At 61.4% G+C, this 25,788-nt stretch carries 22 protein-coding genes and 1 pseudogene; 11 read left to right on the top strand and 12 right to left on the bottom strand.

The features are described from left to right. Nucleotides 1–93 precede the first annotated feature (93 nt). Nucleotides 94–1,179, top strand: a complete 1,086-nt coding sequence (recA, locus tag FB009_RS19435; RefSeq protein ID WP_011975674.1) for a recombinase RecA — start codon at nt 94–96, stop codon at nt 1,177–1,179. A 218-nt stretch (nt 1,180–1,397) separates the two neighbouring features. Beyond that, nucleotides 1,398–4,061, top strand: coding sequence for an alanine--tRNA ligase (gene alaS / locus FB009_RS19430; RefSeq protein WP_018208308.1), 2,664 nt, complete (start codon nt 1,398–1,400; stop codon nt 4,059–4,061). Between the two features lies 1 nt (nt 4,062). Here the strand turns inward: alaS and FB009_RS19425 are convergent. Both FB009_RS19425 and FB009_RS19420 read right to left on the bottom strand, forming a co-directional pair. After that, a pseudogene (locus tag FB009_RS19425) lies at nt 4,063–4,647 on the bottom strand (SulP family inorganic anion transporter); the annotation flags it as partial. A 256-nt stretch (nt 4,648–4,903) separates the two neighbouring features. Then, nucleotides 4,904–6,118, bottom strand: a complete 1,215-nt coding sequence (locus FB009_RS19420; RefSeq protein ID WP_018012482.1) for an NADP-dependent isocitrate dehydrogenase — start codon at nt 6,116–6,118, stop codon at nt 4,904–4,906. A 303-nt stretch (nt 6,119–6,421) separates the two neighbouring features. Between FB009_RS19420 and FB009_RS19415 the strand changes: the two genes are divergently transcribed. The 8 genes from FB009_RS19415 (at nt 6,422) to FB009_RS19380 (ending at nt 15,511) form a co-directional block, all read left to right on the top strand. Next, nucleotides 6,422–8,422 (top strand): FUSC family protein, encoded by a 2,001-nt coding sequence (locus FB009_RS19415; RefSeq protein ID WP_011975671.1) that lies wholly within the window; start codon nt 6,422–6,424, stop codon nt 8,420–8,422. A 50-nt stretch (nt 8,423–8,472) separates the two neighbouring features. Further along, the gene (locus tag FB009_RS19410; RefSeq protein ID WP_011975670.1) at nt 8,473–9,303 is read left to right on the top strand and encodes an RNA methyltransferase; all 831 of its coding nucleotides are present in this window, start codon (nt 8,473–8,475) and stop codon (nt 9,301–9,303) included. After that, a complete protein-coding gene (murI, locus tag FB009_RS19405; protein ID WP_011975669.1) occupies nt 9,290–10,105 on the top strand; it encodes a glutamate racemase in 816 nt (271 codons plus the stop codon). Before FB009_RS19410 ends, murI begins: the two co-directional genes overlap by 14 nt. A gap of 128 nt (nt 10,106–10,233) precedes the next feature. Next, complete coding sequence (locus FB009_RS19400) at nt 10,234–11,748, top strand: ATP-binding protein (RefSeq protein ID WP_145161903.1); 1,515 nt, start codon at nt 10,234–10,236, stop codon at nt 11,746–11,748. A 252-nt stretch (nt 11,749–12,000) separates the two neighbouring features. Next, nucleotides 12,001–12,618, top strand: coding sequence for a 30S ribosomal protein S4 (gene rpsD / locus FB009_RS19395; protein ID WP_011975667.1), 618 nt, complete (start codon nt 12,001–12,003; stop codon nt 12,616–12,618). A gap of 95 nt (nt 12,619–12,713) precedes the next feature. Next, entirely contained in the window at nt 12,714–13,661 is a 948-nt protein-coding gene (locus tag FB009_RS19390) for a glutaminase (protein WP_011975666.1), read from the top strand. 141 nt (nt 13,662–13,802) lie between these two features. Next, a complete protein-coding gene (ttcA, locus tag FB009_RS19385; RefSeq protein WP_011975665.1) occupies nt 13,803–14,684 on the top strand; it encodes a tRNA 2-thiocytidine(32) synthetase TtcA in 882 nt (293 codons plus the stop codon). Between the two features lie 2 nt (nt 14,685–14,686). Further along, complete coding sequence (locus FB009_RS19380; RefSeq protein ID WP_011975664.1) at nt 14,687–15,511, top strand: inositol monophosphatase family protein; 825 nt, start codon at nt 14,687–14,689, stop codon at nt 15,509–15,511. A 57-nt stretch (nt 15,512–15,568) separates the two neighbouring features. Here FB009_RS19380 and FB009_RS19375 read toward each other — a convergent pair whose 3' ends face one another. From FB009_RS19375 to FB009_RS19340, 8 genes are all read right to left on the bottom strand, one after another. Next, nucleotides 15,569–16,882 (bottom strand): multidrug effflux MFS transporter, encoded by a 1,314-nt coding sequence (locus tag FB009_RS19375; protein ID WP_018208315.1) that lies wholly within the window; start codon nt 16,880–16,882, stop codon nt 15,569–15,571. 42 nt (nt 16,883–16,924) lie between these two features. After that, nucleotides 16,925–18,172: a multidrug effflux MFS transporter gene (locus FB009_RS19370; RefSeq protein ID WP_024311451.1), complete on the bottom strand. Its 1,248-nt coding sequence runs from the start codon at nt 18,170–18,172 to the stop codon at nt 16,925–16,927. A 334-nt stretch (nt 18,173–18,506) separates the two neighbouring features. Next, nucleotides 18,507–18,842 (bottom strand): Grx4 family monothiol glutaredoxin, encoded by a 336-nt coding sequence (gene grxD / locus FB009_RS19365; protein ID WP_011975661.1) that lies wholly within the window; start codon nt 18,840–18,842, stop codon nt 18,507–18,509. 162 nt (nt 18,843–19,004) lie between these two features. Then, complete coding sequence (locus tag FB009_RS19360; protein ID WP_011975660.1) at nt 19,005–19,247, bottom strand: hypothetical protein; 243 nt, start codon at nt 19,245–19,247, stop codon at nt 19,005–19,007. A 5-nt stretch (nt 19,248–19,252) separates the two neighbouring features. After that, nucleotides 19,253–19,486 (bottom strand): BolA/IbaG family iron-sulfur metabolism protein, encoded by a 234-nt coding sequence (locus FB009_RS19355; RefSeq protein WP_003531391.1) that lies wholly within the window; start codon nt 19,484–19,486, stop codon nt 19,253–19,255. Nucleotides 19,487–19,610: 124 nt separating this feature from the next. Beyond that, on the bottom strand, nt 19,611–21,842 hold the full coding sequence (gene purL, locus FB009_RS19350) for a phosphoribosylformylglycinamidine synthase subunit PurL (RefSeq protein WP_011975659.1): 2,232 nt from the start codon (nt 21,840–21,842) through the stop codon (nt 19,611–19,613). Between the two features lie 170 nt (nt 21,843–22,012). Continuing rightward, nucleotides 22,013–22,600 (bottom strand): acyloxyacyl hydrolase, encoded by a 588-nt coding sequence (locus tag FB009_RS19345; RefSeq protein WP_011975658.1) that lies wholly within the window; start codon nt 22,598–22,600, stop codon nt 22,013–22,015. A gap of 95 nt (nt 22,601–22,695) precedes the next feature. Then, the gene (locus FB009_RS19340) at nt 22,696–24,114 is read right to left on the bottom strand and encodes an aminotransferase-like domain-containing protein (protein WP_018208318.1); all 1,419 of its coding nucleotides are present in this window, start codon (nt 24,112–24,114) and stop codon (nt 22,696–22,698) included. 80 nt (nt 24,115–24,194) lie between these two features. Between FB009_RS19340 and FB009_RS19335 the strand changes: the two genes are divergently transcribed. Then, nucleotides 24,195–24,437, top strand: a complete 243-nt coding sequence (locus FB009_RS19335; RefSeq protein ID WP_011975656.1) for a DUF1127 domain-containing protein — start codon at nt 24,195–24,197, stop codon at nt 24,435–24,437. Nucleotides 24,438–24,536: 99 nt separating this feature from the next. Here FB009_RS19335 and FB009_RS19330 read toward each other — a convergent pair whose 3' ends face one another. Next, entirely contained in the window at nt 24,537–24,944 is a 408-nt protein-coding gene (locus FB009_RS19330; protein ID WP_011975655.1) for a hypothetical protein, read from the bottom strand. Nucleotides 24,945–25,069: 125 nt separating this feature from the next. Next, the gene (purQ, locus tag FB009_RS19325; RefSeq protein ID WP_011975654.1) at nt 25,070–25,741 is read right to left on the bottom strand and encodes a phosphoribosylformylglycinamidine synthase subunit PurQ; all 672 of its coding nucleotides are present in this window, start codon (nt 25,739–25,741) and stop codon (nt 25,070–25,072) included. Nucleotides 25,742–25,788: the final 47 nt, after the last annotated feature.

Here is a 25,788-nt window from a genome sequence, read left to right as displayed (position 1 = left end):
GATCTGCCATTGCCAGAATGGAACAAAACATGTACAAAAACGTCTGCGGCGGCTTCATTGCCTCGATAGCTCCAATAACCTAAAGGTGGACCAATGGCACAAAATTCTTTGCGGCTCGTAGAGGACAAATCGGTGGACAAAAGCAAGGCACTTGAAGCGGCTCTTTCTCAGATCGAACGTGCGTTCGGTAAGGGATCGATCATGAAGCTCGGAGCAAAAGACAGTGTGGTCGAGATCGAAACCGTATCCACCGGTTCGCTCGGCCTCGATATTGCGCTCGGCATAGGCGGCCTGCCGAAGGGCCGTATCGTCGAAATCTACGGTCCGGAAAGCTCGGGCAAGACCACGCTGGCGCTTCAGACCATTGCCGAGGCACAAAAGAAGGGCGGCATCTGCGGCTTCGTCGATGCCGAGCATGCCCTCGACCCGATCTATGCGCGCAAACTCGGCGTCGATCTCGAGAATCTCCTGATTTCACAGCCTGATACCGGCGAGCAGGCGCTGGAGATCACCGATACGCTGGTCCGCTCCGGCGCGATCGATGTTCTTGTCGTCGACTCGGTTGCGGCACTCGTGCCGCGTGCGGAAATCGAGGGCGAGATGGGCGACAGTCTGCCGGGCATGCAGGCGCGTCTCATGAGCCAGGCGCTGCGCAAGCTGACGGCCTCGATCTCCAAGTCAAACTGCATGGTTATCTTCATCAACCAGATCCGCATGAAGATCGGCGTAATGTTCGGCTCGCCTGAAACGACCACGGGCGGCAATGCGCTCAAATTCTACGCTTCGGTGCGCCTCGATATCCGGCGCATCGGCTCGGTCAAGGAGCGCGAGGAAGTCGTCGGCAACCAGACCCGCGTCAAGGTCGTCAAGAACAAGATGGCACCCCCCTTCAAGCAGGTGGAGTTCGACATCATGTACGGCGAAGGCGTTTCGAAGACGGGCGAATTGATCGATCTCGGCGTCAAGGCGGGCATCGTCGAAAAATCGGGGGCCTGGTTCTCCTATAACAGCCAGCGGCTTGGCCAGGGACGGGAAAATGCCAAGCTCTTCCTGCGGGACAATCCCGAACTGTTGCGCGAAATCGAGACCGCTCTGCGGCAGAATGCGGGTCTCATTGCCGACCGGTTCCTGGAAAATGGCGGACCGGAGAGCGAAGGCGACGAAGCCGCCGATATGTAATAGAGGGCATCCTCTCGCTGAAGCATCCAGAACCGGCCGTCGTCACGGCCGGTTTTTTGATGGCCGCTGGACAGCATGATATGCGGACGATAAAAGCCTGTGGTTCTGGCGGCTGCGGCCGCGGGAGGATGCGGCTACAGCGACAGGTCGCGGGCTTGAGACTGAGGCGGGCAACGGCAAGGTTGGCTCGCCGGAGTGGTACACAGATAGGACGCAAGATGAGCGGCGTGAATGAAATCCGGTCGATGTTCCTCGACTATTTCCGCAAGAACGGTCACGAGGTCGTACCGTCCAGCCCCCTCGTGCCGCGCAACGACCCGACATTGATGTTCACCAATGCGGGTATGGTGCAGTTCAAGAACGTGTTCACCGGGCTCGAGCAGCGCCCTTATTCGACCGCGGCAACGGCGCAGAAATGCGTGCGCGCCGGCGGCAAGCATAACGATCTCGATAATGTCGGCTACACCGCCCGGCACCATACCTTCTTCGAGATGCTCGGAAACTTCTCCTTCGGCGACTATTTCAAGGAGCGGGCCATCGAGCTTGCCTGGAACCTGATCACCAAGGAATACGGTCTCGATGCCAAGCGTCTTCTCGTCACGGTGTACCACACCGACGACGAAGCCTTCGGCCTGTGGAAAAAGATCGCCGGCTTGAGCGACGATCGCATCATCCGCATTGCGACGAGCGACAACTTCTGGGCCATGGGCGACACCGGTCCATGCGGGCCGTGCTCGGAAATATTCTACGACCACGGCGACCATATCTGGGGCGGCCCTCCCGGCTCGGCGGACGAAGACGGCGATCGCTTCATCGAGATCTGGAATCTCGTCTTCATGCAATACGAGCAGATCACGAAAGAAGAGCGCGTAGACCTGCCACGCCCCTCGATCGACACGGGCATGGGGCTGGAGCGCGTCGCCGCCGTGCTTCAGGGACAACACGACAATTATGACATCGACCTTTTCCGGGCGTTGATTGCGGCGTCCGAGGAAGCAACAGGTGTCAAGGCCGAAGGCGACCGTCGCGCGAGCCATCGCGTGATCGCCGACCACCTGCGTTCCTCCGCCTTTTTGATCGCCGACGGGGTTCTGCCGTCGAACGAAGGCCGGGGGTACGTGCTGCGCCGGATCATGCGACGCGCCATGCGCCACGCTCAATTGCTCGGCGCGCAGGATCCGCTGATGTGGAAGCTCCTGCCGGCACTGGTAGGCCAGATGGGCCGCGCCTATCCGGAACTCGTCCGTGCCGAAGCGCTGATCTCCGAAACGTTGAAGCTGGAGGAAACCCGATTCCGCAAGACCCTGGAGCGCGGTCTCAACCTTCTGGAGGAAGCTTCGGCCGATCTTTCCGAAGGCGATCAGTTCAACGGCGAGACTGCCTTCAAGCTCTACGACACCTACGGCTTCCCGCTCGACCTCACGCAGGATGCTTTGCGCGCCAAAGGCATCGGCGTAGATACGGACGCATTCACGGCCGCCATGCAACGGCAGAAGGCCGAAGCCCGTGCCAACTGGACCGGCTCCGGCGATGCCGCGACCGAGACCATCTGGTTCGAGCTCAGGGACAAGCACGGTGCAACCGACTTCCTCGGCTATGACACCGAGTCGGCGGAAGGCGTCATTCAGGCGATCGTCCGGGACGGCACCGTGGTTGAATCCGCCTCAAAGGGCGAGACGGTACAGCTGGTCTTGAATCAGACGCCTTTCTACGGCGAGTCGGGCGGTCAGGTGGGCGACACCGGCGTCGTGACCACCGAATCCGGCAAGCTTACCGTCACCGACACGCAGAAGCGTGGCGAAGGGCTCTTCGTCCATTATTGCGTCGTAGAGGAAGGCAGCGTGAAGACCGGCGAAGCGGCTGCCTTGGCGGTCGACCATGCGCGCCGTACGCGTTTGCGCGCCAACCATTCCGCGACGCACTTGCTGCACGAGGCGCTGCGTGAGGTGCTCGGCACCCATGTTTCCCAAAAGGGTTCGCTCGTTGCGCCTGAGCGCCTTCGCTTCGACGTCTCACATCCGAAGCCCATGACATCGGAGGAGTTGAAGGTCGTCGAGGAGATGGCCAACGAAATCATCGTCCAGAACACGCCGGTCGTCACACGGCTGATGAGCGTCGACGATGCGATCGCCGAGGGTGCCATGGCGCTCTTCGGCGAAAAATACGGCGACGAGGTGCGGGTCGTCTCCATGGGGCAGGGCCTGCACGGCTCCAAAGCGGGTAAGGCATATTCGGTGGAGCTATGTGGCGGCACGCATGTGTCCGCCACCGGCGACATCGGCCTCGTCCGCATCGTCTCTGAGAGCGCGGTCGGATCCGGTGTCCGCCGGGTGGAAGCGCTGACCGGGGAGGCGGCGCGTGCCTATCTCGGCGAGCAGGATGAGCGGGTGAAGGCACTCGCCGCGGCACTCAAGGTTCAGCCCTCGGACGTTCTCGGGCGGGTCGAGTCGCTTCTGGACGAAAGGCGAAAGCTGGAGCGGGAACTTACCGAGGCGAAGAAGAAGCTTGCGCTCGCCGGTGACGGTCAGAACGGTTCCGGCGAGGCTGCCCGTGAGATCGGCGGTGTCCGGTTCCTCGGAAGGGTGGTCTCCGGCGTCGAGCCGAAGGATCTGAAGAGCCTTGCGGATGACGGCAAGAAGACGCTCGGGTCGGGCGTGGTTGCCTTTGTCGGCGTCAGCGGCGACGGCAAGGCAAGCGCAGTCGTGGCCGTGACTGACGATCTCACGTCGAAAGTAAGCGCTGTCGATCTGGTACGCGTCGCTTCCGCTGCACTCGGCGGAAAGGGAGGTGGCGGGCGCCCGGACATGGCGCAGGCGGGCGGTCCGGACGGCGGACGCGCAGCCGAGGCGATCGAGGCGGTTGCCGTCGCGCTCGCCGGCTGAAGCGCCGCAGCACGAGAATGAGGCAGACGGTAAGCGCCGCGGTCAGCACCGCCGCCCAATTGACTGTTCCGGCTGCCTGAGCGAGGGCCACGGCTTTGTCGACGATCGGGCCGGGCTCCGCGCCGGCAAGCGTCAGGCCGAAGAGGTCGCGAAGCTGGCTTGCAAAAATGATGACCGCGATCCCTGCTGTGAAGCCGACCGTGACAGGATAGGGGATGAACTTGATGTATTGCCCGAGCCTGAGGTAACCGGCGGCGATCAGCATGAACCCGGACATGAGGGTTGCGAGCAGCAGGCCGTCGACGCCATGCCGCGCAACCGTGGCGGCGACGAGCACGATGAAGGCGCCGGCCGGACCGCCGATCTGGACGCGGCTGCCGCCTAGCAGCGAAACGACGAAGCCGCCGACGATCGCGGTATAAAGTCCGCGATCGGGCGTAACGCCCGAGGCGATGGCGATCGCCATGGAGAGCGGCAGTGCCACGATTGCAACCGTCAGACCGGCGAGCGCGTCCGTTTTCAGACGGGCGGGACCATATCCTTCCTCGAGAATGCTGACCGTCTTGGGCATGAGGGAATCGGGCATGGTCCGGATCGGCCACGTTGGCGGGATCGTACGTGCCGGGCATGCTCAGCCTATCTGAGTCGCCATGCCGCACAAGCGCGCCGGCGGGTTGTGTCAGGTCAGCGGGATTTGCCAGATCGATCCGTGGCTTGAACACGGTTGGGGAAAGCGCGCGAGGGCGATATGATGTTCGGAGCATCGGCGTCGTATAGTGGCCCAGGCCAAAAAGAAACCCGGCGCAAGGCCGGGTTTCCGAATATCGGCGATGAAGCAGGCGTCAGGCCGCCATGGCCTTCCGGAGGTTCTCGTCGATCTTGTCGAGGAAGCCGGTGGTCGACAGCCAGGGTTGGTCGGGACCGATGAGCAGCGCCAGATCCTTGGTCATGAAGCCCGATTCGACCGTATCGACGCAGACGCGCTCCAGCGTCTCCGAGAACTTCGCAAGTTCGGTGTTGCCGTCGAGCTTGGCACGGTGCGCGAGGCCGCGGGTCCAGGCGAAGATCGAGGCGATCGAGTTGGTCGAGGTTTCCTCGCCCTTCTGATGCTGCCGGTAGTGGCGGGTGACCGTGCCGTGCGCAGCTTCCGCCTCGACCGTCTTGCCGTCCGGCGTCATCAGAACGGAAGTCATCAGGCCGAGAGAGCCGAAGCCCTGCGCAACGATATCGGACTGGACGTCGCCGTCATAGTTTTTGCAGGCCCAGACATAGCCACCGGACCATTTCAGCGCCGAGGCGACCATGTCGTCGATCAGACGATGTTCGTACCAGAGCTTCTCGGCCTTGAACTGGTCGGCGAACTCCTCCTCGAACACCTTCTGGAAAATGTCCTTGAAGCGGCCGTCATAGGCTTTGAGAATGGTGTTCTTGGTCGAGAGATAAACGGGGACCTTGCGCTGCAGGCCGTAATTGAACGAGGCGCGCGCAAATTCGGTGATCGACTCATCGAGATTGTACATGGCGAGTGCCACACCGGCGCCCGGCGCGTCGTAAACGTCATGCTCGATCGTCTGGCCGTCTTCGCCGACGAATTTGATTGAAAGCTTGCCCTTTCCCGGAAACTTGAAATCGGTCGCGCGATACTGGTCGCCAAAGGCGTGGCGGCCGACGATGATCGGCTTTGTCCAGCCGGGCACGAGGCGAGGCACGTTCTTGCAGATGATCGGCTCGCGGAAAATGACGCCGCCGAGGATGTTGCGGATCGTGCCGTTGGGCGACTTCCACATCTTCTTCAGCTTGAACTCCTCGACGCGGCCTTCGTCCGGCGTGATCGTTGCGCATTTGACGCCGACGCCGTGCTTCTTGATCGCGTTCGCGGCGTCGATCGTCACCTGATCGTCGGTTGCGTCGCGGTTCTCGACGCCGAGGTCATAATATTCGAGATCGAGGTCGAGATAGGGATGGATCAGCTTGTCCTTGATGAACTGCCATATGATGCGGGTCATCTCGTCGCCGTCGAGTTCGACGACCGGATTGGCGACCTTGATCTTTGCCATTGATATGCCTCGTAGCTTTGCGGGACATCGGCGCGATGCCCCCCGTGGGAGAAATCCAGAGCCCTATAGCACTGTGAGCCGGCAAGGCAAAGCATGCTCGGCCGAAACTTTGGACCAAGGCGCGGCCCTTGGATTTCGTGCCGCTGCACGCTCCGCTCAGACCGGCGCCCGCTTGCCTCGCAGCTTTGAAAAGGACGCCGGAACGGCTATTCAGGATTGAACGGCGGCGTGCTCGGGTTGTCTTACCCATGCCGCTATCCTACGAACGCGGGACACCGTGAAGCGCAAATCGGCGGAGGCGCAATGACGTTCAGGCTTGGCTTGCGGGACTGGCTGCTGGCCAACGACCCGGCCTTATCCCGGCTGAGGCAGGCGTCGCGCATTACCGCGACGGTGGTGTTCTCAACCGCGCTGCTCGTTCTTTTCCATTTCATCGTCACATCGCTTCCGCCGGCTGCCTATGGGCTTGCGATAACGCTGTCGATCGAAGGCGGTCTGGCAGTTCGCGACAGGACCGCATCGGAACAATTGGTCACACGCATTCTTGCGGTCGTCACCGCGGTCGCAATGGTCACGCTCGCTTCGGCCCTGGAAGACCACCGGCACATTTCAGACTTTGTTTTTCTCGTCATCATCTTCGTGGCCGTCTATGGCCGCGCCTTCGGTCAACGCTGGTTCGCCGTCGGCATGTTCGCTTTCATGTCCTATTTCACAGGAGCCTATCTGCGGCCGTCTCTCGACCAGTTGCCGGCGCTCGTTCTCGGCGCCGGAATTTCGGCTGCCGTCGCGCATCTGGTGCGGACGGTCCTGCTCCCGGACGACCGGTACCGTGACCTCTTGCGGGCGATCGCGAGCGTCCAGCAGAGGGTGGATGATATTCTCCTCGGGATCGTGGCCGCCGCGCGGAAATCGAGGATTGCCGATCGCCGCAGGCTGCACGCGCTCGAGGAGCGGCTGAAGGAATCCGTGCTGATGGCGGAGAGCTTTATCCCCATGGACAGCAGCCGCCCGGCACCGGAGCCTGGCGCCGCATCTGCGGACCTCGCCATAGTGCTCTTCGACATTCACCTCGCCGCGGAGAGCGTGATCGTACTCAGCCTTCAGGCCATGCCGCCTGCGGCCCTCGTCGAGGCGGTGATGGCGCGCGATGCGAAGACCATCGAAGAACGGATGCTGTCCCTTGACGGAGAGAACGTCAAACAGGTCGAGTCGGCCAAAGCTTTGCTCTGGCTTCATTCGGTCCGCGAACGACTGCATTCGAGCCTGGCCGGCATCAGGGAGGAGGACCTCGAGGAACTGCCTTCGGCTCAACCACCAAAGCTGTCAGCCACTCGCCTTTCCATCGCGAACCCGGCTTTACGCAATGCAATCCAGATCACGCTTGCCTCGGGGATCGCGATGGTGTTTGGCCTGATGCTTTCGCGCGAGCGCTGGTTCTGGGCAGTCCTCGCCGCCTTCCTCGTCTTCACCAATACGCGCTCGCGCGGAGACACCGTAGTCAAGGCCCTGCAGCGGTCGGCCGGCACGCTTGCGGGCATCATCGTCGGACTTGCTGCGGCAAGCGCCATCGGCGGGAACATCTATGTCGTCCTGCCATTGGGTGCCGCCTGCATTTTCCTGGCATTTTATTTTCTCCCGGTTTCCTACGCGACCATGACCTTCTTCGTCTCGGTCGTACTATCTCTCGCCTACAGCCTCCTGGGCGTTTTGACGCCGCAACTTCTGGAGTTGCGCCTTGAGGAAACGCTGATCGGCTCCGTGGCCGGTGCTGCTGTGGCTTTCGTGGTGTTCCCGACGAGTACCCGCACGACGCTCGATGCCGCAATCAGGAATTGGTGCGACAGGCTGGTCGACCTGCTCGAGGAGGCAAAGAAGGGAACGACCGGCCTGAATTTGGTCAGCCGGTCGCAGGCGCTCGATCGTGCCTACAGGGATCTCACCGCGGCCGCCAAGCCGCTCGGCGTTTCCTGGCAGCTCGTCACCCGACCGGGGCACGTGCGCCAGACGCTGGCCGTGTTCATGGGATGCACCTATTGGGCGCGAATCGTCGCGCGGAAGATGTCGCAGACAATGAAAGACCCCGCGGCCTTCACGGCTCGGATAGAAGAAAATCTAAAGCTCGCCGGCAAGGTGCGCGAAAACGCAGCTGGCTATTTCTACCAGTCCCACAGCGTCGCCGGTCCGATAGAACGTCACCTGCCAGTGTCGCGCGACGATGCCGGCCTTGGGCTGGAGATGGTCGCCGTTTCGCTCGGGCGCCTCCATTTTCCGCCGCCGCCCGTCGGCGAGGAGCGCGGTCTTTAAATTCGTGTTCATATATGCGAGGGAAGCGCCGAACAGAAGGCAAGGCAGAAATGGCAGGCACCAACAGCGAGCGCGAACTTTTGACGGAAGGCCCGGCGATCATTCTCGCCTTTCCGCAGCTTGGCGAAAATATTGGAATGGTGGCGCGCGCCATGGCGAATTTCGGCCTGTCCGAGCTGCGCCTCGTGAGCCCGCGCGACGGCTGGCCGAGTGAAAAGGCACGTTCCGCTGCCAGCCGCGCCGATCATGTGATCGACGGTGCCAAGCTTTACGAAACGCTAGAAGAGGCGCTCGCCGATCTCAATTTCGTCTATGCGACTACGGCACGCGACCGCGACGGCTTCAAGCCCGTGCGTTCGCCGATCGTCGCCGCGCGGGAACTGCGCCAGAGGTTCAGCGTCGGTCAGAAGGTCGGGATCATTTTCGGCCGGGAGCGTACCGGTCTGACCAATGCCGAAGTCGCGCTCGCCGACGAGATCGTGACTTTCCCGGTCAACCCTGCCTTTGCTTCGCTGAACCTTGCCCAGGCCGTGCTGCTGATGTCCTATGAGTGGCTCAAGACCGGAATGGCCTCTGAAGACGAGACGTTTTTCCAGCCAAGCGAGCAGCGGCCGGCGACCAAGGAACAGTTGCACGGGCTCTGCGAGCATCTGGAGGAGGCGCTCGACGCGCGCAACTATTTCCGTTCCGCCGATAAAAAGCCGAAATTGGTCGAGAACCTGCGCGCGGTTCTGACCAGACCATCTTTTACCGAGTCGGAAATCCAGGTGCTGCGCGGCGTCATCTCGTCGCTCGACCGTTTCACACGCGAAAGTCCGCGTGGCTCCGCCGCACCGCCCGGATACAGCAGGAAAGAACATAGCGGCGGTGACAAAGACTGAGCTGAAGCCCATCCTCGTCTTTGACAGCGGGATCGGTGGCCTGACTGTGCTGCGCGAGGCGCGCGTTCTGATGCCGGAGCGCCACTTTATCTATGTCGCCGACGATGCCGGGTTTCCCTATGGCGGCTGGGAGGAGGGCGCCTTGAAGGAGCGCGTGATCGCGCTTTTCGGTCGGTTGCTCGCCGAGCACGATCCGGAAATCTGCATCATCGCGTGCAATACGGCATTCACCCTCGTCGGGGCGGACCTGCGCATCGTCTATCCGCAAATGACCTTCGTCGGCACGGTGCCGGCTATCAAGCCTGCGGCCGAGCGTACGCGTTCGGGCCTCGTTTCGGTGCTCGCGACACCGGGCACAGTGAAGCGTGCCTACACACGCGATCTCATCCAGTCCTTCGCTTCGCAATGCCATGTCAGGCTGGTCGGGTCGGAGAACCTTGCACGCATGGCTGAGGCCTATATCCGGGGTGAAGCATTGACCGATGATGCGGTTCGCGCCGAGATCGCGCCTTGCTTTGTCGAGGTGGATGGAAAGAGAACCGATATCGTTGTGCTCGCCTGCACGCACTATCCTTTCGTGGCCAATGTTTTCCGTCGACTCGCGCCCTGGCCGGTCGACTGGCTGGATCCGGCCGAGGCGATTGCGAGGCGAGCGCGCTCGCTGGTGCCGCTTCCGAACGGATTCGAGCCATTGAATGGCGAGGATCCGGCGATCTTCACGTCCGGCAAGCCCGATTTCGCCACGCGCCGGCTGATGCAGGGTTTTGGCCTGAAAGTCGCAGCCGTTGGTTCTCTCGGCTAAGCGCAGCAACCGATTATTCCCTGTGGGTTTTCATAATCGGCGGCTCGCGAGGATAGGATCCGTGCTAGGTATTGCCCGGTTTAGTGGCCCATCGGTGGTCGCGAATCAATCTGCTTGAAGAGGTAAGGATGAAAGTCGGCATCGACATGGGAACGACGTCCGAAGGGACTTCGGCCTCGCTCGATATCGAAGAGCTTCTGGCGACGCGTCTTCTGGTCCAGGGCAATTCCGGCTCCGGAAAGTCGCATCTGCTGCGCCGTCTGCTCGAGCAATCCGCGCCTTGGGTGCAGCAGTGCATCATCGATCCGGAAGGCGATTTCGTGACATTGGCCGACAAGTTCGGCCATGTCGTGATCGAGGGGGAGCGCACGGATACCGAGCTTATCGGCATTGCGACGCGTATTCGTCAGCACCGCGTTTCCTGCGTGCTGTCACTCGAAGGGTTGGACGTCGAGCAGCAGATGCGCAGCGCCGGCGTGTTCCTGAACGCAATGTTCGATGCAGATCGGGAATATTGGTATCCCGTTCTGGTGGTGGTCGACGAGGCGCAGATGTTCGCGCCCTCGGTAGGCGGGGACGTTTCGGAGGAAATACGCAAGGTTTCCCTCGGCGCCATGACCAATCTCATGTGCCGCGGCCGCAAGCGCGGGCTTGCCGGCGTTATCGCAACGCAGCGCCTGGCCAAGCTCGCCAAGAATGTTGCGGCGGAAGCGTCGAACTTCCTGATGGGGCGCACCTTTCTCGACATCGACATGCTGCGCGCCGCGGACCTGCTCGGCATGGATCGTCGCACGGCCGAGATGTTTCGAGACCTGAAGCGCGGCTCTTTCGTGGCGCTCGGTCCCGCGCTGTCCCGTCGCCCTTTGAGGGTGACGATCGGTTCGGTCGAGACCTCGGCGCGCTCCATGAGCCCGAAATTGATGCCGCTTCCGGAAGCACCGCAGGACGTGGCAGACCTGATCTTCACGCCCGATCCGGAGGAATTTACCCGTCCGGCCATCCGCCGCGCAGCGCCGCAACCGCGGCCCGCGAGCGACATACTCGCCGAATTGTCGCGTCCCAGGCCGGAGGCTGCAGCGCCGGCAGAGGTCAAGCCGGCGCAGCCGGAAATCTCAGCAGCGGAGCGGGACGCTCTGATCAACGGCCTCTTCGCCGAGATCGTCGCAAATCCCGAGGCCGCCTTCAGGCCTGATGCGGAACTCTTTCAGGATTTTCTCGTTCGTTGCCGCATTCGCCGCGTTCCCGGACCCGCGCTCTACTTGAGCGCGTTTCGTCGCAAAATGGCGGTCGCCCGGTCAGGCGTCGACGCCGAAACGGCGGCGAGCGAAGCCTGGGCCTTGGCCCTTGGGCTGGCCGACCGGGTGACGGAAGACCTGCAGGCGGTTTTCCTGATGCTGGCCCATGCGGCGCTGCGCGGGCTGCCGTGCCCATCGGATGCGATGATCGCGCGTGCCTACGGAACGCATTCGGCACGCCGCGCCAGGCGCTTGCTCGGCTATTTCGAAGAGCAGGCTTTGATCGTCGTGCATGCGGATTTCTCCGGCAGGCGCATCGTCGCTTTCCCGGATCTCGGCCGGGAGACGGCGCCGGGCGACGCCAGCGCGCTCGACGTTGGGAACTCGACATGCGCGGCTGCCGAATGAAGCTGCGTTCCGAAATACGGCTGAATTCGCCATTGTTCCTGTCATATTCCGTTGACAATTCGGAGCCCAGTGCTTAAAGACCCGCTCAACGCCGGGCAGCAATGTCCGGTGTTTCATTTGACATGTCCCGTGGCTTCTCCGGCAGCGTGATCGTGAGAGGCCTGTCAGAATCCTAAAATGGGTTCAGAGGAGGGCGTGTTTCCTTGACCCGGTTTGGTAACAAGCCGGCATAACACTTTGAAGGGAAATGCGATGAGCAAGCGCGAATCGTCCAAGTATAAAATTGACCGCCGCATGGGCGAAAACATCTGGGGCCGTCCGAAGTCCCCGGTCAACCGCCGTGAATATGGCCCCGGTCAACACGGCCAGCGCCGCAAGTCCAAGCTTTCCGACTTCGGCGTGCAGCTGCGCGCCAAGCAGAAGCTGAAGGGCTACTACGGCGATATCCGTGAAAAGCAGTTTCGTGCGATCTTCGCCGAAGCATCTCGCCGCAAGGGCGACACCCCGGAAAACCTGGTCGGCCTGCTCGAGTCTCGCCTCGACGCGATCGTTTACCGCGCCAAGTTCGTTCCGACCGTTTTCGCCGCGCGCCAGTTCGTCAATCACGGCCACGTCAAGGTCAACGGCGTTCGCGTCAACATCGGTTCTTATCGTTGCAAGCCGGGCGACGTCATCGAAGTTAAGGAATCGTCCAAGCAGCTCGTTACGGTTCTCGAAGCCGTGCAGCTGGCCGAGCGCGACGTTCCTGACTATATCGAAGCCGATCACAACAAGATGGTCGCGACCTTCGTTCGCGTTCCCGCTCTCGCTGACGTGCCGTACCCCGTCATCATGGAACCGCACCTGGTCGTCGAATTCTATTCGCGTTAATCAGGCCGCGCCTGACGAGTTTAAAACCGCCCGGAAACGGGCGGTTTTTTTGTAGGAAGATGTTGGACGACGCTTCCGAAGTGAGAAAGTGCATCATGCGCGATCTAGAACAGCAAAAAGGCCTTCAGTCGATCATCGACGACATCTATCGGGAACTGACGCCGCGCCTCGGCGAAGGCAGGGTCGCGGACTATATTCCTCAGCTTGCACGAGTCGATGCGCGCCACTTCGGCATGGCAGTCGTCACGACCGGCGGGGAGCTTTATCGTGCCGGCGACGCTGAGGTGCCGTTCTCCATCCAAAGCATCTCCAAGGTGTTCACGCTCACGCTGGCGCTGGGCAAGCACGGCGAGAACATCTGGAGCCGGGTGGGTCGCGAGCCATCGGGCTCGGCCTTCAATTCGATTGTCCAGCTCGAGCATGAGGGTGGCAAGCCGCGCAACCCGTTCATTAATGCCGGTGCCATCAGGATAAGCGACCTCATTCTTGCCGGCCATACCCCGAAAGAATTGATCGGCGAGATCGTGCGGTTCGTTCGTTATCTTGCGGACGACGAGAATATCGTAATCGACCATGAGGTCGCGCGTTCGGAAGCCGCAACCGGATATCGCAATATAGCGCTAGCGAATTTCATGCGGTCATTTGGCTGCCTTGATCATCCGGTCGAACATGTGCTCGGCGTCTATTTTCATCACTGCGCACTCGCCATGACCTGCAGCCAGCTTGCCAGATCGGGGCTGTTTCTTGCCGCCGGCGGAACCAATCCACTGACCGGCCATTCGGTCGTTTCGCGCCAGCGCGCGCGACGCATCAATGCGCTTATGCTTACCTGCGGCCATTATGACGGCTCCGGCGACTTCGCCTACCGGGTCGGTTTGCCCGGCAAGAGCGGCGTCGGCGGCGGCATCATGGCGGTGGCGCCGGGCAAGGCATCCATTGCCGTCTGGTCGCCGGGCCTCAACGACTATGGCAATTCGCTCCTGGGATCGCTGGCGCTGGAGATGCTGGCTGCGCGGACTGGCTGGTCGGTGTTCGGACCGTAAGTGCGGTTGATCGGCGGCCTCAGCGGTCGTTGGCCGCCCACGGTCTGTTTTTCCTTGATCTTCGCTACCGTACGGGGCAAGTGCTGGTAACGACTACAGCAGGGCGCGTCACCGTCGCCAGCAGAACCCGAGACTGCCGCCATGGAACTCGCACAATCATCCTTGAACGAAACGACGGAGATCTCCGCCGGCGAAGAGGCCGTCTTCGACGCCGGTGCCCATCCGCTTTTCTCCCGCATGCCGTCCTCCGTCTCCTTCAACAAGCTGCGCAAGCGCCTGCTCAGGCAGGTGCGTCAGGCACTTGACGACTTCGGCATGCTCAAGGGCTCCAAGCGATGGCTCGTCGGCGTGTCGGGCGGCAAGGACAGCTATAGCCTTCTTGCACTCCTGATGGATCTGAAGTGGCGTGGTCTGCTTCCCGTCGAGCTTGTGGCCTGCAATCTGGACCAGGGACAGCCGAATTTTCCGAAGCATGTGTTGCCCGACTATCTTCAGTCGATAGGGGTCAGGCATCGCATCGAATACCGCGACACCTATTCGATCGTAAAGGAGAAGGTGCCGGCGGGTGCCACCTATTGTTCGCTCTGTTCGCGGCTTCGGCGGGGCAATCTTTACCGCATTGCCCGGGAGGAGGGTTGTGACGCTTTGGTGCTTGGCCATCACCGCGAGGACATCCTCGAAACGTTCTTCATGAACTTTTTCCATGGCGGGCGCCTCGCGTCGATGCCGGCGAAGCTTTTGAACGACGAGGGCGACCTGATGGTTCTTCGGCCGCTTGCCTATGCGGCGGAAGACGATATCGCGAAATTCGCCGCTGCCATGGAGTTTCCGATCATCCCCTGTGATCTTTGCGGTTCGCAGGACGGGCTCGAGCGCAACGCGATGAAGGCGATGCTTTCCGATATCGAGCGGCGCATGCCGGGCCGCAAGGATACGATGCTTCGCGCGCTCGGACATGTGAATGCCTCGCATCTGCTCGACCCGAAACTTTTCGATTTCCAGTCCCTCTCTCCGGAGCCTTAAGAATGAGCCATTCCGTCGACATCGCCGCACTTGCCAACCTACTGCAAGAGGCGGCGGTAAAGGAGATCCTTCCGCGCTTTCGCAATCTGGGCTCCGGCGACGTGCGGATGAAATCGGAAGCGATCGACCTCGTGACCGAAGGCGACGAAGCAGCCGAGAGGCTGATCAAGGAGAAGATCGGCTCCATCGCGCCGGGGGCCGTGTTCATCGGCGAGGAGTCCGTGGCCGCTGATCCCGCCCTGCTTGAGAAGCTAGCCGGCGCCGATCTGGCCATCATCGTGGATCCGATCGACGGCACCTTCAATTTCGCTGCTGGCCTGCCGCTCTTCGGTGTCATGGCGAGCGTCGTCGCGGGGGGCGAGACCGTTGCCGGGATCATCTACGATCCGCTCGGAAACGACTGGGTAATCGCAGAGCGAGGTTCCGGTGCGTGGATGTGCCGGGCCGACGGCACGCAGGAGAGGCTATCGGTTACCGCGGGGGTGCCTGTTGAGAACATGGTTGGCGTTGCTTCGGCCGGGTTCTACAAGCAGGCCGAGCGCCGTATCGTCATGGGAAATATGGCCAAGGTCCGGATGGCCACCAGTTATCGCTGCGCGGCGCATGAATACCGCATCTTCGCCGGGGGCCATCTGCACTTCCTCATGTACCAGAAGCTGATGCCCTGGGATCACCTTGCCGGTACCCTGATCGCCGAAGAGGCCGGCGCCTATGCGGCTCGCTTCAACGGTTCGCGCTATCTGCCGGCGCATACGGATGGCGGATTGCTTCTGGCGACCGACAAGGAGAGCTGGCAGGAATTGCGGCGAGAGGTCTTCACCGTCTGATCGGAAGACATCGCCGGCGAGATGGAACCCGCCCCGATTGCCGGGCGGGTTCTTTCGTCACAAATGGCCGCCGCCGTGTTCGTGCGTCGTATCGCTATCGCCCGGATGGGTGAACAGCTTCCCGTTTTCGGCCCAGAGCGTTGCGAGGATGGTCAGCACTCCGAAAAGAGCGTAGCCGCCGAAGAGTGGCTGCAGCGTGCCGTTGAAGAGCTGGCCGACGGCGCCGCCGATCAGCGCACCGCCGGTGGTCGAGACGAAACCGGTGATCGCGGTTGCTGTTCCCGCGAGATGCCCCATGGGTTCGAGGCTTATGGCGGTGAAGTTGGTGGCGATGACGGCAAAGAACATCAGCAAAAGAGAAAACAGCAGGTAGCTGATGGTGAAAGCCGGAGTGCCCGCGAGCGAAAGAACGTATCCGATTGCCGCGACGACGGTGAAGAGGATCATGGCTGTGTGCGAGATGCGCCGCATTCCGAAACTGCGCACGAAATAGCCATTGGCGAAGTTCGCGACCGCAATGCCGCCCGCGGTGCCCGCAAAGGCGATCGGCAGCCAGTCGCTGAGATTGTAGACTTCACCGAAGACCTGCTGGACGCTGACGACATAGGCGCAAATGACGGCCGTGAACAGAGTCATACCGATCATGTAGCCACAGGTGATGCGGTTTGTAAGGACCGTACGAAAACCGGACAAAACCGCGCCGACTGAAAGCGGCAGGCGCTCCTCCCTCGGCAGCGACTCTTTCATTCGGGTAAGTGCCCAAACGAAAAGGGCCGCGCCGACGACGCCGATCAGGATGAAGATCCAGTGCCAATCGGCATAGGCGATCACCAGCTGGCCAAGCGTCGGGGCGACGATCGGCACGATCATGAAGACGATCATGACATAGGACATGACGCGCGCCATCTCACGGCCCCCGAAACAGTCGCGGACGATCGCCATGGTCGTAATGCGCACGGCGGCACCGCCGATACCCTGAACGAAGCGGAGCAACAGCAGCGCTTCGATGCTTTCGACCCAGGAGGCGGCGAACATCGACAGGCTGAAGAGGGCAAGGCCCGCAAGCAGCACCGACCGGCGACCGAATGTATCGGAGAGGCTTCCGAAAAAGATCTGGGAGAGACCGAATCCAAGAAAGAAGACGCCGATCACGAGTTGCGTGTCGTTGGCATTGGCAACGTTGAGCGTCCGGCCGATGGCCGGCAAAGCCGGCAGCATGCTGTCGATCGCCAGCGCGATGCTTGCGGTCATGACCGCTATGGTGACGATGAATTCGACGAGGCCCATTCCGAGGCGCGCGGCACCCGAGACCTGATTGCTGTGCCCGGATGACTGCTCACCGAGTGAAGATTGCTGGGAAACGGAAGACATGTCTGAAATTCCGAAATGGATGGGGAAAACTGGGGAATCCGGCTAACCCGCCGGATTGTGCGGTTTGAATAGCTTTCCGCCCTCTGCGATCAGCACACAGGCCAGGGCGACGACGGCCACTGTAAAGAAGCCGATCGCAAGGGGCGTGACGCTATTGTCGAAGGCTTGGCCGATGAACGCACCGATGATGCCGCCGCCGATCGTCTGCGTGAAACCAAGAACAGAGGAGGCGGTGCCAGCCACGTGACCGAGCGGCTCCATCGCCATGGCGTTGAAGTTTGCGGCTATCAGCCCGAACTGAAACATGGTGGCGGCATGGAGAAGCATGAAGAGCGGCAGAGGCAGCGGCCCGATCAGGGAAGCCGACATCCAGATGAAACTCGCCAGCGTGAAGCCGAGAAGTGCGGCATGCGACAATGCCCGCATGCCGAACGTCCGCACGAGGCGCGAATTGGTGAAGGAGGCGACCGCCATCATGCCGGCGAAAGCGGCGAAAACAGCCGGAAACCAGACGCCGAGACCATAGACTCCGACGAGAATCTGCTGCGCAGAGTTGATAAAGCCGAACAGGCCGCCGAGAAGCGCCGAGGTTGCCAGGGTGTAGAAGAGCGCCAGCCGGTTCGTCAGGACGATGCGGAAGCCGGCGATCACGGATGACGCCGTGAAGGCGCGCCGGTTCTCGGGGGCCAGGGTTTCACGAAGCCGCAGCGATACGGGAAGCGCGACGGCGACCGCAAACAATCCGATTACGACGAAGATCATGTGCCATTCGGAAAACAGCATGATCAATTGCCCGATACTCGGTGCAATGACCGGGACGATCATGAACACCATCATGACCAGCGACATGATCTCTGCCATTTGCCGCCCGCCATAGACATCGCGCACTATTGAGACAGTGATGACGCGGGTTGCCGCCGCGCCTACGCCCTGTACGAGCCGAAGGAACAGGAGCGTCGTGAATGTCGGGACGAAGACGATCGCGAGTGCGCAGACGCCGTAAAGCGCCAGGCCTCCCAACAAGGGTGCCTTTCGCCCGAAACGATCGGATAGCGGGCCAAAGAACAGCTGCGCAAATCCCATGCCGAGCAGGTAGGCGGTTATGACGTATTGCCGGTGGTTCTCATCGGCCACACCGAGGCTCGCGCCGATTTCCTGCAGCCCCGGCAACATGATGTCGATCGAGATCGCGTTGATCGACATAAGCATTGCCATGAGAGCAATGAACTGAACCTTGGTCAATCCGGAGAGGGTGGCAGTTTGATCTAGTGGCCTTGTCATTTCATACATCCTGCCGGCTGCAGCTTGCCCGCAGCCGGTTCTTTGCCGCGCTGAGCCAGTGCGTGGCACGTTTCGCAATGATCGAGTTCACTGAATATTCAGTCTTTTGTTGTGTTGGATCGAAATGGACGCAGTACGCTATTCGGCGGAGATCGAAGAAGATGCCCGAAAAAAGCAGGCACGCCGATGCTTACGGCGCGTCATATCTGATTGGAGTATCGCCGCTCGCTCATGAAGCGCATCGAAAATTAGAGCTGCGGCATATTGCTTGGGAATCAAAAAAGGCGGTTACCCGCCTTTTCCGATAAACGCAAAGATGCGGTTCGGAGGTGTTGGAGCGTTGCTACGCGGCACCCTTGACGGAGATGCCCTGTCCCTGAAGAAGCGACTGAAGCTCTCCCGCCTGGAACATTTCCCGCACGATGTCGCAGCCGCCGACGAATTCGCCCTTCACATAAAGCTGCGGAATGGTCGGCCAGCTGGAATAATCCTTAATGCCCTGGCGCAGATCCGCATCGGCGAGCACGTTGATGCCCTTGTAGTCGACGCCGACATAATCCAGGATCTGCACCACTTGGCCGGAGAAGCCGCACTGCGGAAACTGGGGCGTTCCCTTCATGAAAAGAACGACGTCGTTCGTCTTGACTTCGGCGTCGATGAAATCGTTGATTCCGCTCATCTCGTCTTCCTTCCTGCACCGGTTTCAAGGACCGGATGTCGATCGGGGTCTAGATAGCACGCATGCGCGTGGTTTTCACCACCCAATCACAAAATTATTGATGGGCCCTCAAAGTTCGGCTTCCGCACCACTCTAGCAGCGGAATGAGGAAGCTGAACGCGATTACGACTTTGCGCGGCGGCGCAGTTTATTCCGGGAGGCCGCGGTCCGGCGACGGCTCACCTGCTTTTTTGCCGGCTTACGGAAAGCCACCTCAACGATATCCGCCAGTATGCCGCCGTCGGATGCGGTTTTTCTGTTTCGCCGTCTGGTCCGCTTGGTCGCGGTCGTTCTCGTTTTCTTGAGTATCTCTTTCAGTGCGCTGTCAACGACCCCGCTCACGAGCTCCTTGACCAGGTTGGCCATTCCGGCTACTCCGGCGCGCTGGTCTGCAGGGCAAGTGCATGAAGAATGCCGCCCATATTGCCCTTCAGAGCATTGTAAACCATCTGGTGCTGCTGCACGCGCGTCTTGCCGCGAAACGCTTCGGCCACGACTTCGGCGGCATAGTGGTCGCCGTCACCGGCCAGATCGCGGATCGTGACCTTCGCACCCGGAATCCCGGCTTTGATCATGTCTTCGATATCGCCTGGTGCCATGGGCATGATACGCCAACTCCCTTGTCATTTTTGGGGCGGCAACATTGCTGCCGCTCGCTATGGTCCCAAGGGAAACACGATTCAGGGGCCGAACGCAAATGCTGTTTCCGCCGTCCGCCCGGTCGGCGGATCAATTGTCCGGCGCAAGATCGCCGCCCATATAATTGGGGAACCACGCTTCATGCGCGGAACGCAAGGCGTTTACCGAAACGGGTCTTGCATCCCCGAGCTTCACCGCATCTCCGCCGGTCCTGCCAATTACCGGCAGCGCAACTCCGGCGGCTTTTGCCCGAGCAGCCACCGTCTCGACCGCGCCATTTGCGACGGTTACGACATAGCGACCTTGATCCTCGCCGTAGAAGACCGGAATCGCGTCGTGCTCCGCCGGTGCCGCGATCGTCGCGCCGATGCCGGAAGCCATGGCCATCTCGGCCACGGCCAGTGCAAGTCCGCCCGACGAGCAGTCGTGGACGGCCGTGACCAGACCGTCGCCGATCAGCCCGCGAACGAAATCGCCGACCTTGCGTTCATGGGCGAGGTCGACATGCGGCGCCGGACCATCCGTGCGGCCGTGAATGTCGCGCATGTAGACGGACTGGCCAATGTGTGTTCCCCAGCTTTTTGGAGCGCCGGCAAGAAGGATGGTTTCGTCCGCAACAGCAAAGCGTATCCGCGCCATTTTCGACCAGTCGCGGACGAGGCCGACGCCGCCGATCGTGGGGGTCGGCAGGATAGCCTGTCCGTTGGTCTCGTTATAAAGCGACACGTTTCCGGAGACGATCGGAAAGTCGAGCGCCTGGCAGGCTTCACCTATGCCTTTGATCGCATGGACGAGCTGGCTCATGATCTCGGGACGCTCGGGGTTGCCGAAGTTGAGATTGTCGGTTGCGGCGAGCGGCAGCGCGCCGGTCGCGGTCAGGTTGCGCCAGCATTCGGCGACTGCCTGCTTGCCACCCTCGAACGGATCGGCTTCGACATAGCGCGGCGTCACGTCCGAAGAGAATGCAAGCGCCTTGGCCTCATGGCCCTCGACGCGAACCACGCCGGCGTCGCCCCCCGGAAGCTGCAGCGAATTGCCCTGGATCAGCGTGTCATACTGCTCATAAACCCAGCGGCGCGAGGAATTGTTGGCGGAGCCGACGAGTTGCAAGAGTGTATCGGCGACATCAGCCTGCGGGATGTCATTGGTGGCGAGCGGCGAGGGCACCTTGGCCGGCGTCCAGGGCCGATCATATTCCGGTGCCTCGTCGCCGAGTTCCTTGATCGGCAGGTTCGCCACTTCTTCGCCCTGATGCAGGATACGGAAACGCAGGTCGTCGGTGGTCTTGCCGACGATTGCGAAATCGAGGCCCCATTTGACGAAGATCGCCTTGGCTTCCTCTTCCTTCTCCGGGCGCAGCACCATGAGCATGCGCTCCTGGCTTTCGGAAAGCATCATCTCGTAAGCGGTCATGCGCTCTTCGCGCACCGGCACCTTGTCGAGATCGAGCTCGATGCCGAGATCGCCCTTGGCGCCCATTTCGACGGCCGAGCAGGTGAGGCCGGCCGCGCCCATGTCCTGGATCGCGATGACCGCGCCGGTCTGCATCAACTCCAGGCAGGCCTCGAGCAGGCACTTCTCTGTAAAGGGATCGCCGACTTGAACGGTCGGGCGCTTTTCTTCGATCGATTCATCGAACTCGGCAGATGCCATGGTCGCACCGCCGACGCCGTCGCGGCCGGTCTTTGCACCGAGATAGACGACGGGGAGGCCGACGCCTTCCGCCTTGGAATAGAAGATCGCATCTGTTTTGGCGAGGCCTGCCGCGAAGGCATTGACGAGAATGTTGCCGTTATAGCGCGCGTCGAACTCGACTTCGCCGCCGACGGTCGGCACGCCGAAGGAATTGCCGTAACCGCCGACGCCAGCTACGACCCCGGAGACGAGGTGCCGGGTCTTCGGGTGATCCGGAGAACCGAAACGCAGCGCGTTCATCGCCGCAATGGGACGCGCACCCATGGTGAAGACGTCACGCAGTATGCCGCCGACGCCCGTAGCTGCGCCCTGGTAGGGTTCGATGTAGGAGGGGTGGTTGTGGCTTTCCATCTTGAATACGACGCAATCCCCGTCGTCGATGTCGACCACGCCGGCGTTCTCACCGGGTCCCTGGATGACGCGCGGCCCCTTGGTCGGAAGCGTGCGCAGCCATTTCTTCGAGGATTTGTATGAGCAATGCTCGTTCCACATTGCCGAGAAGATGCCGAGCTCCGTAAAGGTCGGCTCGCGCCCGATCAGGTTCAGAATGCGTTCGTATTCGTCAGGCTTGAGCCCGTGCGAAGCGATCAGGTCCGGGGTGATGGGGCGGGTGTTGGAAATCGTCATCGTCGACCGTCAATCCTTCGCGCGGCGCTATAGGGCACTTTGCGGCTTCTTTAGCCTATGCCGCGGCATGGTGCGACAGAAAAATACGGGCGATCAACAGGGCGTCGGCGCAGATTTGTATCACGGAAAGGCGTTCTATCGGACGATGTTTTCAGGTCGAATCGATCCCTCTAGAACTCGTATCCGAGCATCAGCCCCGCACGCGTCAGGCCGTCGTTCGGGCCGTCGCAAAGGTTGGCATTGGATGCATGTTCGACTGTGGCCGAGAGGTTCCAGTGGTCGTCGAACCGGTAGCCCGCGGCTGCATATTCGCGAAACAACAGGCGACAGCCGAGTTTTGGACCTTCGGATCCATCATCGTTGAGATTGCCGTCATGAACGGTAGCGCCGGCGCCGATCTCGACGAAGAACCGCTCGGTGACGTCGGCGGTCCAACTGAGGCCGCTGTAGATCTCGCTCACTCCGGTTGACGACGTCGCAACGGACGCGCCGGCATGGAACCGGGGCCGCAGGATTTTTTCCACCAAGCCGTTCGCGCTGTCGGCGCCGAGCGGGTCAAAAAAAACTGTGAGGGAGGGAAAGGCGCCATTCTCCTGATTTGAGCCGTCACTGATCGAGGCCGTAGCGCCGAACCGGAGCTCATCGAAGATCTCTGCAGCACTCGCTTGCGTAATGCCGGCCATCGAAGCGCTTGACAAGACCAGAGCGACAACGAAGGCCTTTCTGCCCCGACCTGCAAACGAGCGAAAATCTCTCATGCTGAAACCTTCCAGTGCGAATCAATCAACGCGGTATCAAAAGCGTGGATAGATTGCCGAGGCTTGCGCGAAAGTCACCATTCGAGAATGGACCGTCAATCGAAACTGTCGTATCCGACGCGTCCACTGTCGAGCAGACGCCGCAGAACGTCGAAGCCTCGCTTCACCTCCGATCGGTCGACGGGAGAGGAGAAGCCGACGCGGATGCGATGGAAAACCCGGTCGGAACGTCCGGCCTTGAACTCGTCCTCGTCGTCGATGAGCACGCCTTCCTGAAGAGCGGCCTGCTTGAATGTTCCGGAAAGCCACGGCTCGGGCAGTTTCAGCCAGAAAAACGGGATCTTGGAATGCGAGTTGAACTCGAACCCGGAAAAGATTTCGCGAGCCAACGCTACGCGCGCACCGATTTCCTCCACGCCGCGATTACGCAATACGGATGCGGATCCCGAGAGGACCAGGCGGGCGCATAGTTCTGCGAGAATGAAAGGCAGGCCGCCGCTCACCATCTTATGGGCCACGCGAATACGTTGACTGAAATGCGGCGGGCAAGCGACCCAGCCGCCGCGTACGCCGGCTGCAACGGACTTCGAGAGCCCGCCGACAAGAAAAGTCCGCTCGGGCGCAAGCTCCACGAGCAGCGGAAGCGGGTCTCCGGTCATCGAGCCGTAGAGGTTGTCCTCGATCAGCCAGACGCCGTACTTGCGCGCTATATCGGCAATCGCCCGGCGCCGGTCGAGGGGCATGACGGCGACGGTCGGATTCTGGGCGCCGGGCATGAGAAAGGCGAGTTTCGGGTGCTGTTGTGCGCAGACGCGCTCGAAGTCTTCCGGCCGCATTCCGAACTCGTCGCTCTCGACCAGTGCGATCCGCCGGCCGATGAGGCCTGCGCTGCGGCTGATCTGGGAGTAGGTCAGAGTCTCGAAGGCAATGCGATCGCCAGGCGAGGTGACGGCGGAGATTACCGCGACGACTGCGGCGTGGGCGCCGAGCGTCGGAACCACCGTTTCCGGCGCCGGGCGGAAGCTCTCCCGTGCGAGCCATTGAGACCCTGCCTCGAACCAATGCTCTGGAAAATTGCGGGCATAGCTCGCAATGTCCCGATGATGCTCGCGGCTGATCTCGCTGAGCAATCTAGCCAGAATGTCACCCTGTCCTATGTCGGGCGCGGCCGTGCTGTCGAAGCGGAGCTTTCCGGCAGGGGCGATGAGCGGGCGCGTCCCTGACAGCGACGTCGTCAGCGGGTCCGACTGTTCCGGCGGCCGGCTCTCCGGGTGGTCGAGAACGTAGGTACCGCGCCCGACCTCGCCGCTGACCAGGCCTCGCTCGCGGACAATCCCATAGGCGCGTCCGATCGTGCCGATCGTCACGCCGACATCGAATGCAAGATTGCGTTGGGGCGGCAACTTCGTGCCGACGGGCAGGGTGCCGTTGCCTATCGCCTCTTCAATCTGGTCGGCGATGCGCGCGTAAAGCGGGCCGTGGCCCTGTTCGATGTCTGGCAGCCAAGTTGTCATAGTGACAATTATCTATATTGCGCGCCAAACGCTGTCAATTATCTCTGTCGTAGGAGTGCAATGAGGACATTGGTGGTACAATGGGTGCAATTGATACAATTCGACCTCTGAAGCGGCTGCCGCCGCCGCCGGTTCACTTCGACATTGATCCGGTTAGGAATGCGGGAAACCTGTTTTCACGGCTCTGGCAGTTTTACTGCGCCTTGGCTGCCAAACGGCGCAGCCGTCTGGCGCTTGATGAACTGAGCACACATCTGCTCGACGACATAGGTGTGAGCGAATCCCAGGCGCGGCGCGAGTCTGCGGTCCCGTTCTGGCGGTAGGGTGTGAGGCAATGCTTCCTTCCTCACTCCTGCCACAGAACGGGAGTGACGGGAGGCAGAGCGCGGCAACGCGGCGGTCGCGTTGCCGCAGATGACAGATCAGCTGCAGCCCTTGCCGCCCACTGCCCAACGGCGCACGTCGGCGGCCATGCGCGTGCCTACCGGCTCGCTCATCAGAGGGCCGAAGGCCTGCAGTCTGGCGGGGTGACCCTCGGCCTCCACCACGGCAAGCGGCCGTGATTCCGGTGAGTTGCGCGGGACGATCAGGATGCGGGGACGTCCGGAGAATGAGTTGAGTTCCGGAGCGAGGCGATAGGCCTTGAACGCTGCATCGCCCGACTTGAACCAGCAACCGTTCGCCCCGAGAGCGACGCGCTCCATCGTCGGCAGGGCGGCGGAGCTGGCGGCCGGCGCTGCGGGACGTCCCGACTGGCAAGCGGTGATGAGCGTCAGGCTCGCGGTAACACAGGCGAGAGCAAGGAAACGTCCGAAACGGATGGATTGCATAGGAGTCCCGCGGGAGATCGTTGCGAATGCCGCCTTGCAGCAGCAACTGGAGCAATTTCAGACAAGGCCAAGCAATTTCAGGAAATGTGCGTGCGGGTTCCGTCTGGAATCGCGGTGAATGAAGATCAGGCAGCGATGACGTCGAGCGCGGAGGCGAACAGTCCCCGGCCGTCGGCGCCGCCATGCGCTGACTCGATCAGGTTCTCCGGATGCGGCATCATTCCGAGCACGTTGCCCTTCGCGTTTATGATGCCTGCAATGTCGTTGACGGAGCCGTTGGGATTGGTTCCTTCGGCATAGCGAAACACGACCTGGCCATTGCCTTCTACCGCCTTCAACGTTTCCGCATCGGCGAAATAGTTGCCATCGTGGTGGGCAACGGGGCTGCGGATCACCTGGCCTTTGGCGTAGGCGCGGGTAAACGCCGTGTCCGAGTTGACGACTTCCAGCTTCACCTCTCGGCAGACGAATTTCAGCGAGGCGTTGCGCATCAGCGCGCCGGGCAGGAGGCCTGCTTCGACCAGGATCTGGAAGCCGTTGCAGACGCCGAGGACGCGGACACCTTGTTCCGCCCGGGCCTTGATCGCCTGCATCACGGGCATGCGTGCCGCGATCGCGCCGCAGCGCAGATAATCGCCATAGGAAAAGCCGCCGGGGATGACGATCAGATCAACGTCCGGGATCTCGGTCTCGGTCTGCCAGACGGTGACTGGCGCGCTGCCGGAGATCTTGGTCAGGGCAGCGATCATGTCGCGGTCGCGATTGAGACCTGGAAGCTGAACGACGGCGGATTTCATGACGTACCTATCTTGCCTTTGCCCCCGGCATATAAGGACTTCCGGGG

Source organism: Sinorhizobium medicae, from assembly GCF_007827695.1.
GTDB lineage: Bacteria > Pseudomonadota > Alphaproteobacteria > Rhizobiales > Rhizobiaceae > Sinorhizobium > Sinorhizobium medicae.
This window is presented reverse-complemented; position numbering and strand designations above follow the sequence as displayed.